At 31.3% G+C, this 13,217-nt stretch carries 11 protein-coding genes and 1 riboswitch; of the genes, 9 read left to right on the forward strand and 2 right to left on the reverse strand.

Annotated features, from left to right (window positions below):
- Positions 1–68: 68 nt before the first annotated feature.
- Positions 69–857 carry a tryptophan-rich sensory protein gene (locus Q0649_RS02175; RefSeq protein WP_298836772.1) on the reverse strand — a complete coding sequence of 263 codons (789 nt, stop codon included), beginning with the start codon at positions 855–857 and terminating at the stop codon, positions 69–71.
- A 236-nt stretch (positions 858–1,093) separates the two neighbouring features.
- Here Q0649_RS02175 and Q0649_RS02180 point away from each other — a divergent pair, with 236 nt between their 5' ends.
- The 4 genes from Q0649_RS02180 to Q0649_RS02195 all read left to right on the forward strand — a co-directional run bounded on the left by Q0649_RS02180 (position 1,094) and on the right by Q0649_RS02195 (position 5,038).
- Positions 1,094–1,834, forward strand: coding sequence for an alpha/beta family hydrolase (locus Q0649_RS02180; protein WP_298836774.1), 741 nt, complete (start codon positions 1,094–1,096; stop codon positions 1,832–1,834).
- Between the two features lie 67 nt (positions 1,835–1,901).
- Positions 1,902–3,131 carry an MFS transporter gene (locus Q0649_RS02185; protein WP_298836776.1) on the forward strand — a complete coding sequence of 410 codons (1,230 nt, stop codon included), beginning with the start codon at positions 1,902–1,904 and terminating at the stop codon, positions 3,129–3,131.
- Positions 3,132–3,279: 148 nt separating this feature from the next.
- Positions 3,280–4,194, forward strand: a complete 915-nt coding sequence (locus tag Q0649_RS02190) for an ATP-binding cassette domain-containing protein (protein ID WP_298836777.1) — start codon at positions 3,280–3,282, stop codon at positions 4,192–4,194.
- 7 nt (positions 4,195–4,201) lie between these two features.
- Positions 4,202–5,038 (forward strand): ABC transporter permease, encoded by an 837-nt coding sequence (locus Q0649_RS02195; RefSeq protein ID WP_298836779.1) that lies wholly within the window; start codon positions 4,202–4,204, stop codon positions 5,036–5,038.
- Between the two features lie 99 nt (positions 5,039–5,137).
- Here the strand turns inward: Q0649_RS02195 and brnQ are convergent, their stop codons facing one another.
- Entirely contained in the window at positions 5,138–6,445 is a 1,308-nt protein-coding gene (gene brnQ / locus Q0649_RS02200) for a branched-chain amino acid transport system II carrier protein (RefSeq protein ID WP_298836781.1), read from the reverse strand.
- Positions 6,446–6,889: 444 nt separating this feature from the next.
- On the opposite strand from brnQ, the gene Q0649_RS02205 reads away from it, so the two are divergent.
- From Q0649_RS02205 to Q0649_RS02225, 5 genes are all read left to right on the forward strand, one after another.
- Complete coding sequence (locus Q0649_RS02205) at positions 6,890–8,026, forward strand: hypothetical protein (RefSeq protein ID WP_298836783.1); 1,137 nt, start codon at positions 6,890–6,892, stop codon at positions 8,024–8,026.
- A 229-nt stretch (positions 8,027–8,255) separates the two neighbouring features.
- A riboswitch (cyclic di-GMP riboswitch) is annotated at positions 8,256–8,344 on the forward strand.
- A gap of 164 nt (positions 8,345–8,508) precedes the next feature.
- Entirely contained in the window at positions 8,509–10,467 is a 1,959-nt protein-coding gene (locus Q0649_RS02210; RefSeq protein ID WP_298836785.1) for an FAD-dependent oxidoreductase, read from the forward strand.
- On the forward strand, positions 10,427–11,644 hold the full coding sequence (locus Q0649_RS02215) for a methyl-accepting chemotaxis protein (RefSeq protein WP_298836787.1): 1,218 nt from the start codon (positions 10,427–10,429) through the stop codon (positions 11,642–11,644). Before Q0649_RS02210 ends, Q0649_RS02215 begins: the two co-directional genes overlap by 41 nt.
- 166 nt (positions 11,645–11,810) lie before the next feature.
- Positions 11,811–12,686, forward strand: coding sequence for a response regulator (locus Q0649_RS02220; protein WP_298836789.1), 876 nt, complete (start codon positions 11,811–11,813; stop codon positions 12,684–12,686).
- Complete coding sequence (locus Q0649_RS02225; RefSeq protein ID WP_298836791.1) at positions 12,668–13,135, forward strand: chemotaxis protein CheX; 468 nt, start codon at positions 12,668–12,670, stop codon at positions 13,133–13,135. The genes Q0649_RS02220 and Q0649_RS02225 overlap by 19 nt, the downstream gene beginning before the upstream one ends.
- Positions 13,136–13,217 lie beyond the last annotated feature (82 nt).

Consider the following 13,217-nt stretch of genomic DNA (forward strand, 5'->3'; position numbering starts at 1 on the left):
AAAAATAATCACAATAAAATAAAAGGGATTCCCAAATTATAATGGGAATCCCTTAAAACATATCTAGATTAAATTATATTTTTTCTTTCTTTTGCAACATATAATAGGCATATGAAAATAATAACTAATGAAATGATTAGTGTAGTGATAATTCCATAATATTGACCTGCAAAACCACTTGAGGAAACATGTTTGATGAGTATACCTAAATAAGCCCAAAATATAACTATACCATACGGAATATCCTTATTTTTTAATGTTGTAGCCATGCCAATAATAAGACCAACTAATAGAATAACTATTGTTAAGATCTGCTCAGATAAGCCCCCAGGGTTCCACCCTAAACTAACAAGTAGTGCGGCTACATTAGCTATCGTTGCTACAGTAATCCAACCGAAATAAACGCTAAAAGGAAGTTTTACAATTAATTTTTCCTTTGAAGTTAATTCTATGGAATTTAGTTTGCCATTGATTTTAATTAAGCAAACAAGTAGTATTATCATTAAAATCATGGAAAGTGGAATAATTTTATACTGCCAGCTAAATATCCATGCAGTATTTGTTAGTGAAGATATAATAAAATAGCCGCCAATAAGCTTAACAATATCTTTAGTATTAGTTCCTTTAAAAAGCCCCAGTTGATAAACTACGAATCCAGCAAGTAACAAGTATATTATTCCCCATATTACAAATGTAACGCCAGCAGGTGCAAATAGATTAGGATATGAATCAGAAACTCCACCAGTTGTTATACCGTTAATTGGTAAAATATTTGCTAATGCATTAACAGTAACCATGAGAATAAAACTAAGCACAGTAAAAGTTTTTAGGACTTTTATTCCTCTTTCTTGTGACATTATTCAATCACCCTTCTTTTTTATATTATTATTTAAGATTCTATTCATTATATAAAGTATTCAACCAAAGAGAATTATATATTCAAAAGGAGAAATTATTTTTAATAATTGCTTGATTTACTGATCAAAATATAGGATGATATATAAGATTATAGAATTACGGTTACATAACTTGAAGTAGTGAATACTATGGAAAAGATAGATATAAATAATAGTACATCGAGGGGTGATATAAGTTGAAATTGTTTATTGAAAAAAAGTGGAAATATTTTTTATTACTTATTCCCATAATAATTATAATAGTAATTGTAGCATATACAAATGATTATTATAGAGCTATGCCGGAAGCCCAAATTATGCTGCACTCAAATGATAAGGTTGAATATAAAGGTTCGCCTTGGATTGAATATACCGCTAAAAACAAAATAATTACGAAAGGTCTAATTATTTATCCGGGTGGGAAGGTTGCACCTCAGGCTTATGCACCTTTAGCTGTAAAATTAGCGGAGTCTGGGTTTAAAGTTGTAATTGTACCAATGCCATTGAAGCTTGCTGTACTTTCTCCTAATAAGGCTGAAAAGGTAATAGAAAAATATCCACAAATTAAGCAGTGGTATATTGCTGGTCATTCACTTGGTGGGGTTATGGCTGCACAATTTGCATACAAAAACCAAGACCAAATTAATGGCTTAATACTTTTAGCATCATATCCACAGAAAAGTAGCAATCTGTCATCAAGTGATATAAAAGTTTTGTCAATGTATGGGACTAAAGATGGATTTGTTGGAAAGCATAAGATTGATGATTCTAAAAAACTATTGCCTAAAAGTACAAAATGGATTGCTATTAAGGGAGGTAATCATTCACAGAATGGTTGGTATGGATTCCAAAAGGGTGACAACACAGCTACAATAACAAGAGACGAGCAGCAAAATATTATAGCTAAATTTATAGTTGAATTTATAAGTGAAAATTAGGGAGTGAATAACAAACATATTAGAATGTTAGTTATTAATAATAAAGTTAAAGGATGGAGTAAAATTCATGAAAAATAAAAAATTTTCTATAGGGACGATATTTTTTACTGTATTTTTAGATCTATTGGGATTAGGTATTATAATTCCAATATTACCTGCACTTCTACTTGATCCAATACATGGTATATTAAAAATGACATATTCTTTCTCAACTAGAACTTTATTGTACGGTTTTCTGATAGCCGCTTATCCATTAGCGCAGTTCTTTGGTGCACCAATTTTGGGTTCTCTTGCTGATCAAAAGGGTAGAAAAAAATTGTTACTGTTATCTTTAGTTGGTACAGTTGGTGGTTATGCAATTTTTATAATAGGCATACTCACGTCTAATCTTTATCTTTTATTCTTAGGAAGAATTGTTGACGGATTTACAGGAGGAAATATATCTATAGCTCAGTCCGCAATTGCTGATGTAAGCACACCAGAAACAAAATCTAGAAACTTTGGTTTAATTGGAATGGCTTTTGGGTTAGGTTTTATTATAGGACCATATATTGGTGGGAAGCTTTCTGATTCATTAATAGTTAGCTGGTTCACTTATGCAACACCGTTTTATCTTACAATACTACTCGCAATTATTAATGTGGTTTTAGTAGCTTTGAATTTTCCTGAAACATTAGTAATTAAAAGAGCAGTTAAAGTTAATCTATTTACAGGCTTCACAAATATTAAAAAAGCTTTTACTTTTAAAGATTTAAGAGTAATGTTTTTAGTGGTATTTTTGTTAACAGTAGGATTTAATTTTTTCACACAGTTTTTCCAAGTATTTTTGTATGGAAAGTTTAAATTTACTCAATCTCAAGTTGGCGATTTTTTTGCTTATATGGGTATTTGGATAGCTATTGCACAAGGGGCGGTTTTAAGACCACTTTCAAAAAAATTTAAGCCAGCTAAAATACTTAGCTACTCAATAATTTTATTAGCAATAAGTTTTCCGTTTTTATTAATACCTCATCAAAGGGTATGGCTATATTTAATAGTTCCATTTATAGCAATATTTCAAGGGCTTAACCAACCTAATGGAACAGCTATTATTTCTAATTTGGTAGATAGCACAAAACAAGGTGAAATTCTTGGAATTAATCAATCTATCTCATCATTAGCACAAGCTTTGCCACCTATTATTGCGGGTTTTGTAACAGCAGTAAGTATTAATCTTCCAACTTGGTTTGCTGCAGGATCTACATTACTTGCTTGGATAATATTTAAATGCTTCTTCAAGGGAGAAAAAAATGTCTGAGTATATTATTACAATAATAGTTGGCATATGGAATACTTTATATAAATAAGTTGTGTTTAGGCAAATTATCGGTATAATTTTATACAAGGAAGATAATTATGAGAATGTGGCAGTAAAAATCTAGAAAACAGTAGATAGGGGTGATACCATGAAAAACATAATAGAAGTTAAGAATTTTGTAAAGAAGTATGATAAATTTACAGCAGTAGATAATGTGACCTTTGAGGTAGAAGAAGGAAGCATATTTGCATTTTTAGGACCAAATGGAGCAGGTAAAAGTACAACCATCAACACACTTTGTACCATATTCGATAAGACATCAGGAACCCTTACTATTGACGGAAAAGATGTATCACATGAAAAGGATGCAGTTAGAGGTGTGATCGGTGTTGTTTTTCAGGAATCGACATTGGATAATAAAATGACAGTTCTTGAGAATTTAATTATGCATTGTCATTTTTATGCTATTCCCAAAAGTGAAGTAGATGAGCGTATCCAATTTGTTTTAAAGTTAGTGGATTTATTGGATTGGAAAAAAGCAATGGTAAGTAGTCTGTCTGGAGGTATGAAAAGGCGCGTGGAAATAGCGAGATCATTACTGCACTACCCTAAAGTACTATTCTTAGATGAACCAACTACAGGGCTTGATCCTCAAACAAGAGCTCACATGTGGGAATATATTGTAAAACTTCAAAAGGAAAAAAATATTACCATCTTTTTAACAACGCATTACATGGAGGAAGCCGAAATCTGTAGTAAAGTCGCAATTATGGATGGAGGAAAAATCGTTGCAATGGACACACCATATCGTCTGAAACAACAATATACAAAAGATATGGCAAACATTTCAACTAAAGATGAGCAAGGGTTAGAGGAATTACTAGACAAGGAAGGGTTTAAATACATGAAAAAAACCAATTATTATTCAATTGAGGTTGATAGTATACCAAACCTATTGGATATATTAAGTCAGCAGAAAGAGCAAATAACAGATTTGGAAGTTAAAAAAGGTACATTGAATGATGTATTCTTAGAAATTACTGGAAAAGATATAAGAAAGTGAGGAATTTATGGATATTATAGTAGCTTTATGGTTTAGAAATATTAAAATTTTCGCTCGGAATCGTGTTCAGCTTGTTTTCACGATTATCATGCCATTCTTCTTTTTATATGTGTTTAGTGCGATATTTAAAAATGATACTATTCAAAACCCAGTAAATTATATGCTGGCAGGAATTGTAATAACCACTGTATTTCAAACGTCACTTACTATCGCCACTAGTACAATTGAAGATATTGTTTCGGGATTTATGAAGGAAGTGTTAGTAAGTCCGGTTAAGAGAATTCAGATTGCTGCAGGTCAGCTATTATCAGCAGCGACAATAGCAACTATGCAGGGAATCATTATTTTATTTATTGGTTATTTTATAGGCCTTAAATTTACGTCATTTATAACACCATTTGAGGTAATTGCTGTGATGATTGTGGTTGGTCTTGTTTTTTCGGGGTTAGGGTTGTTTTTAGCTACATTGGTTAAGGATTCACAAACATTTCAAATTGTGGTAACTGCTATTACAATGCCACTCACGTTTCTTTGTGGTGCATATATTCCACTTTCACTGTTACCAAAAGTATTGCAATATGTTGCATATTTTAATCCAATGACATATACAACAGCGTTTTTTAGAACTATTATACTGGAAAAGACTAATTTAACAACGAATCAATTGATAGCAGAGCAACTTGCTTTTAAAATAGGGAATTTTGTAATTACACCAATTATCAGCATGGTGATCGTACTCATTTTTGGAATGATATTTTTACTATTATCAACTTTTGTTTTCTCAAAGGTGGATTTTTCAAAAATTAATCGCTCAAAAAGTAAAGAGGCTGATATATTTAGTTAGAGTTAGAAAAAATAGAGTTATAGGATATGTGTTTATCCTATAACTCTATTTTTCTAATAAATACTAATAATTAATAAATAAGTTACAATATATCATCCCTTAGGCTATTGAAGTAGCTTCATCTTCAGTTATATTGTCTTGTTTTGGTTTTATTGATATGCTAGAAATTACAAAAGCTAGTAAAGTAGGAATAAGCCATGAAAATCCAGCATTAGCTAGAGGAATAAATTTAATGAATCCAATGCTACCAGCATATACACCATTTATAGTATCTAAAATACTTATAATAAGGGTTGTGTATATAGTTATAGCAACAACTTTATTACTTTTTACTTTATCACCAAGTAATGTAATAACTATTAGAACAATTACAATTGGATATAAAATTTGTAAAACAGGACCAGCAAATATAACTATGCTATCAACGTTATTCGTAGCTATTAATCCACTTACTACAGCCATAATAATAGCAGTGGTTTTGTAAGATAATTTATTTCTTGAAAGCTTAGTAAAAAATTCAGCTCCGCTTGCAAGTAGGCCAATAGCGGTTGTTAGGCATGCAAGTGCAACACATAAACTAAGAATGACTGAACCGATACTTCCAAGATCTAACTTGACAATTTGCGTAACTAAATCGGTTCTTGCAATGCTTTTGGTAAACAAAGTACTTGACTGCGTTCCAAGATACATAAGCCCACCATATACAAAGGCTAAACCAGTTACGGCCACTAGTGCTGATTTTATTGTCATCTTCATTATATCTTTTGCATTTTTATAACCTTTTGCTTTAACAGATGAAATAATTATTCCCGCAAATATAACAGAAGCCATAACATCCATGGTTTGATAACCTTCTATTAAAGCTTTTGAAAATCCGTTTTTGTAAGATGTGTTTACAATTGGACCAATAGGATCTATTATTCCTTTAAATATAATTATAGCGAGCATTAATAAAAGTGCTGGTGTAAGTATTTTACCAATATTATCAATTATTGAAGAAGGTTTAAGTACAAATGCAAGCACTACTAAAAAATAAAATATAACTATTATATTTTGTGATACAGATGGAAACAAAGGATGTATTCCAAGTTCGAAAGTTGTTGCAGCAGTTCTTGGAATTGCTAGTAATGGACCAATAACAAGAATTAACGCCACACTTGTTATTACAGCAAATTTTTCACCTACTCTATTTGCCATTTTATCGTAAGTACCATTAATCTTAGCACAAGCAATTATTCCAATTAGTGGAAGACCGACCCCAGTAATTAGGAAGCCTATAATAGATGTAAAATATGCACTTCCTGCTGCTTTCCCAAGAAATGGTGGGAAAATTAGGTTGCCAGCACCGAAAAACATTGCGAATAGTGCAAAACCTATAATTAGGGAATGTTTTGTTGAATTCTTCATTATGTATACCTCCTGATTAATTTATTTATGTCATTTAAAACTAACGTTGTTTGAAAAAGTTATTAATGAATAATATGAAAATTAAAATCTTCATATTATTTGCTATTTACAAAAAAATAGGTAATGATTGGGAATACATTAATTATCAATGTGAGAGGCTTCTTTAGCTAACTTAAATTTAATATAATATATAGTATACCACAAATATATAATGAAGTTTGAAGATGAAGCAATATTCATATTTGTTAATAATTTGAATTAAAAGAATTTTCAATTGGACAAGATTTATGATGTGATTAAAAATTATTTTATCATATTAATATCGCTATGTGCATTATTAAGTTTGACACGAGTATGTATCTGCTTTATAATTTAATGAAGATAAATAATAAACTATGTTATTGGTAAAAATAGTAAAAGAATAAGGGAGAGAAGAATAAATTGATGAATATTATTAAAACGGCAATTTTGACTATATTAATATCATTTGCATCAGGATTATTGCTTGATTATTATAAGAATTTAGGATCTAGAATATTATGCAATATACGAAAAGGTAAACCTACCAAAACGGATAGTGAAGAAAATTGTGGGTATGTTGTTACGGTTAAGAACCCCTCAAATAGAACAATTCATGAGTTAACTATAAATATAGGATCAAAAACTAAGTTAAGGAGTAAAAATGCTAAAATTACAAGAGGGTTAAAATTTGATTCCACAGTAAATGATAGCACTCTAGAGGTTTACATTCCATTTATTGGTAAGGGCGATGAGTTTTCAGTTACAGTATATTTAGAAGACCAAGATAATAAGCCTGTGATTGTAATTAAATCACCAGAAAACTTTAAGGAAATATACTCTGGAGAAGAAAATGGAATTCTAGCATTATTGTTTAATATACCAACAAATATAAAACACCTAATACTTAAGAAAACGAAAAAAGCTCAAGAGGTACCTCCTGTTGATAAAGAGGATTTTACAGCAGTCATGAGTAAGGTAACAGATGATAAACAAACAATAAATAAAAATAATAGAGAAGTGTTTCCTGAAAATAAGAAACTTAGAATGAAAAAAAAGAAACTAGTAATTATTTTAGCAATTATTTTAGTTATGATCGTTGGAGTTTCTGGCGAAGTTTATTCTAAGATGAACTCTAAAAACGAAACTACACCTACTGTGAAAACAGTTGCTCCCAAACAGTCCACTGGTACAAATAGTTCAACAGAGAAATCAACTGGAAATACCAGTACTAAAAAGTCAACGAAAACCGATAGTACAAAGGTAACAACACCTGATAAAACAACAAAAGAATCAGGCACACCAACAACGAAAACAACAACACCAACAACACCATCAACAACACCAACACCAGAAACACCAACAACCAAAACACCAACAACACCGAAGGCAGGGGCGACAGATGGAACGAAAGCAACTACACCAACGAAAGATTCAGGATCTACAACAACACCACCGACTGGTTCAGATACAACTACACCAGCGAAAGATTCAGGGACTACAACTACGCCTCCAGCTACAACTACAACTACACCTACGACTAAAACAACAACAGGTAATTAATTTATCAGTAACACTTTTAAAATATATCCAATTATACTCAATATAAATAAAGTAAAAGTTTAAGACTTAAGACTATGTTTCTCTTTAAGTAAACAGATTATAAAGAGAAACATATTTTTTTATCTAAAGATTAATAATACAATAAGTCGAAAATTTGTTATTATAGGTAAATATACTTAAATTATGTTGAATAATGTAAAAAATAAGTGTAAAATCATAATTAAGTAAATATTGATAATAGCATACTTGCTGAAAAGTGAGGGCGCAAAGCTATGGGTCTAAAGAAAATTATTTTTCCATGATCGCCAGGTTTCCAAAATATAGTTATAAAAATTAATTTATATATATGTTTGTATTTTGGTGTCTTAAATAAAAAGGCACTTTTTTATTTTTTGAAAAACATAGTATTAATGTTGACGTATATACTATTTGGATAAAGTTATTAGAAATTTTCTTATATTTTAAAAGGGAAGTGTATAAAAATGAATAACAGTTTTAATAAAATTTTAGAGCCTTTTTATATTGGTGGAGTTAAGATACGTAATAGAATTGCAATGGCACCAATGACAACTCTTTATGCAGGTCATGATGGACAAGTAACACAGCAATTGGTGGAGTACTATGCTGCAAGAGCGAGAGGTGGAACAGGAATGGTAACCGTTGAAGGAGCTTATGTAAATGAAACTGGTCTTCAAATTCCTGCATCTATTAATATTTGCGATGACAAATTTATTTCTGGACTATCTAGAGTAGCAGATGAGATAAAGGATAATGGTGCGGTAGCTGTACTACAACTTATTCATTCTGGAATTCAAGCCTGGGTAGAACAGTCGGTGGGACCTAGTGAAATAGGGAGAATTGATGGTAAACCAATATCTACAGAGAGTACACCAAGGGCACTTACTGCAAAAGAAACAGCACAGTTTGTGAATGATTTTGCGCAGGCAGCAAGAAGAGCTAAAATGGCAGGCTTTGATATGGTACAAGTCCATGGAACACATGGATATTTAATTATGCAATTTTTGTCGCCTAAAACTAATAAAAGAATTGACAACTATGGTGAAAACAGGGACTTGTTTGCATTAGAAATTGTAAGAGCAATAAAAGAAAAATGTGGGAATAGTTACCCTGTAGTTTTTAGATTATGTGCAGATGAGTCATTAGGAGATTCTAATGTAAAAGGTGGAATAACAATAGACGATGCTAAACTTACGGCTAAAGCTTTAGAAGCTGCTGGAGTAGATGCTTTTGAAGTAACCGGTGGATCAGATGATGTAATTGATCTTTATGTACCGTCGGCATATGTGCTAGATGGAAGGGAAGGTATATTTAAACAATATGCAAAAGAAATAAAGAAAGTAGTAAATGTGCCAGTTATAACTGGAGGTGGAGTAAATACGCCTGAAGTCGTAGAGGCTATAATTGAAGACGGCGGCGCTGATGCAGTATTTATTGGGAGACAGCTTATAGCTGATCCTGAGTGGGTGAATAAAGTTTCAGATAGTAAACCAGAAGATATTAGACCATGTGTAAAGTGTGTTGAATGTGGGGGTAGAATCGTATTTATGAAAGATATGAGATGCTCCATTAACCCACTTAGTGGTAGAGAGTGGAAATACTTAAATGAGAAAGAGATACCATATGCAAGAGATAAAAAGAAAGTAATTGTAATAGGCGCTGGGCCAGCAGGACTAGAAGCAGCAAGAACCGCAGCGCTAAGGGGTCATGATGTTACAATTGTTGAAAAAAGCAATCAATTAGGAGGTACAATAAATGTTGCTGCGGTTCCAAGTTTTAAAGGCAAATTTGGGGAGCTTATGGGTTGGTATTTAAAACAATTAGGTGATTTAAAAATAAATATTATATTAGATAAAAAAGCTGATATAGAATTGATAAAAGAAATTAATGCTGATGTTGTAATTGTTACAACAGGGTCAGAAGAAGTAATACCTGATATAACTGGTATTGAGAATTCAGTGTTATCAACAGATGTATTATTGAAAAAAGTGGCAGTAGGAAAAAGAGTAATTGTTATTGGTGGTGGATTTGTTGGTACAGAGGTAGCACTTTATTTAGCAAAACAGCATAAAGAAGTAATTGTATTTGAAGCGTCTGCAAATCCTGGCTTTGAAGTGTCTAGGGTAGCACTTTTAAGAAAAGGCGGATTATTTCAAAAGTATGGCGTTAAATATAATTTAAACACACCTGTAATTGATATATATGAAGATAAAGTATTAACTATCGGGAATTTAGGAAAAAAGATTTATACCGAGGCAAATACAATTGTTAATGCTGTGGGAAGAAAATCTGTTGTGGATGAGAAAATAACAGAATATTTAAAAGCAGAAGGAATAAAATATTTTATTCTAGGAGATGCAAAAAAAGTAGGAAAAGTGACAAATGCATTGCATGAGGCTTTTCAGGCGGCTATGTCAATATAATATATATAAAATAGGAGATGTTAGTATTATTAAATTAGTAGAATTAGAAGGGTTTAAGTCAGGAGCGGAGTTTCAGGTTAATCAAGTACCAGGTGGAGCTATATATTTTGTAATGGAAGGGGAAACAATTACTTGGAAGTTAGCCTCAAATATTTTTGATATTAAAATGTTACAAATTGGATCGAAAATTTTAGAATCTAGTGCAGAGCGGCAGTGCATGAGGGCAAAGAAAACTATGACTTCCAATATACACAATAATAAATATGGAATTCATATAGCAGTTACAGCAACTCCAATAATAAATGAAAATAATGAAATTATAGGTGCTGTTTCTATAGCAATTCCTATTGTACAGCCAGTTATAGCGAGCTTTTCACATTTTGCGCCTATTATGGTAGAAATGTTTCCAGAAGGAGTATTTTTATATATTTCAGATTTTGAAAAAGTCATAAGTAGGCAGCCATCAGAAAAATTTGATATGCCAAGTGTGAAAGTTGGAGACTTGCTGGGCGCAAATAGTACAGGCTTATTAGCGATGAAAACAAAAGAACTATCAATTCAAACAGATGATGGTAAGTTATTTGGATTTCCCATATTAGTAATGAGTTATCCATTATTTGATAAAGATGATAATAATGTTGTTGTAGGATCTTTGGGGATTATAGTACCAAAATCAGCAGCTAAAAAAATACGGGATGCATCAAATGATTTAAGTGAAGGTTTAATGTCAATATCTGCAGCGGTTCAGCAACTTACTGCAATGGCATCAGAAATTCATTCAAGTGAGTTAGAATTGAGTAGAGGGATAAATAAGATTAATGCAATATCAGAAGAAATTGGTGAGATATCTATTTTTATTAAAGAGATATCTGGAAGAACAAATATATTAGGACTAAATGCTTCTATTGAAGCTGCAAGAGCAGGTGAAGTAGGTCGTGGGTTCACCATTGTAGCTAATGAAATACGAAGACTTTCAGAACAAACAAAAGGTACTGTGCCAAAGATAAAAGAGTTTACAGATAATATTAAAGTGGCAACTAATGAAACAATCAAGAAGTGCGACATAACACTGGCCTCTAGTCAAGAACAAGCTTCTGCAGCGCAAGAAATTACAGCAAGTATAGAAGAGTTAACGGCTTTGTCACAAAGCTTAAATGAAATAGCTAAAGATTTATAGTTAATAATTTATTCAGTGATTACCACTAAAAAATTAGGTCTATATAATATTTTAATATATTCGATAACTATAATATACGAAAATTAATCATTATATGTGAAAAGAAATATTGGTATAAAACATAATGATTATAGTTTTAGAAATAGTTAAAGGGGTAGATGTAATTATGAAAGAGGTAAAAGTTTTAATTGTTGATGATTCACCTTTCCAAATAGCATTATTAACAGACGTACTCACAGAAAGTGGATTTGAGGTAGTTGGTGAAGCAAAATCTTTAAAAGAAGTTATTGATGCAGTTACAAGAGTTAGACCAGATTTAGTAACAATGGATATGACTCTTCCAGGAACAGATGGATTTGAATGTACGAGAGCCATCCATAAAATTGATAAAGATATCAAAGTTATAATTGTTAGTTCGATGATGGATGAAGAACTTATAAGAAAAGCAAAAAAAACTCATGTGTGTGGGTATATTCAAAAACCAGTTGATTCAGAAGAATTATCTTTATTAATAAATAGAGTTATGGCAGATGAAGAATTGTATTTAGAACTTGAGAAATTATATTCTGATGTATTTAAAGAGGCAATATTAAATATTTTTAATAAACTTACAAAGACGGTGCCAGAAATTACAGATGAAAGTAATGATAATATTGCTATACATAGCGAAGGCATATCAATAGTTATGGGGATTACAGGTAAATATTCAGGTAGACTAATTTTGGATATGGCCTATAATACGGCTAAAAGCCTTGCAACGATATTATTAAAAAGAGATCCTAAAAACGATGAAGAGTTACTTAATGTTATGTCAGAAATAGCCAATATGTTTGCAGGAAATGCATGCTCAATGATAAATAAGAAAAACAAATTGTTTGGGCTAAGAGTTGCACCACCAACTATATTTCATGGTGAGTCAATAAATATATCAAAGGCTGAACTAGAGAATACATTTTCTGCTATTGTGAAATCTCAATTTGGAAATATGACAATAAACATAGGGTTTAATAGAGGTGAAGGTGAATGGATGTCAATTATATAAATCCAGTTTTAGAATCATTTAATATTATATTACCACAGCTGGGATTAAATGATATTAAAAAGAATGGAATTAGTGTAAAGGGTAAATATATAAAAAGCAAAGGCGTTGTGATTATTATTGGAATCATTGGAGATGTTAAAGGCAATATCATTTATGGTATGAGTGTTGACACTGCAAAAAAAATTGCCTCAATAATGATGATGGGCACCCCTGTAGACATCTTTGATGAGTTACCACAAAGCGCTATCTCAGAACTTGTTAATATGTTAACAGCAAATGTTGTAATGAATTTTTCAAAGGATAATATAAATATAGATATCTCTACACCAACACTTATTGAGGGTGATTTCACCGCAAGTAGTAACGCTGATAAAGTTCTATGCGTGGAAATGAGTGTAGATGGTATGATTATTGAAGTAAATATTTCTTTAGAAAAGAATACTATATAAAGGTATATTATTGTTATTTTTATTAAAAGCAAAAGAGAGTGAATTATATTAAATTCGCTCTCTTTTGCTTTTATTGTTATAT

Source organism: uncultured Clostridium sp. (genome assembly GCF_937920395.1).
Classification (GTDB): Bacteria; Bacillota; Clostridia; order Clostridiales; family Clostridiaceae; genus Clostridium_AD.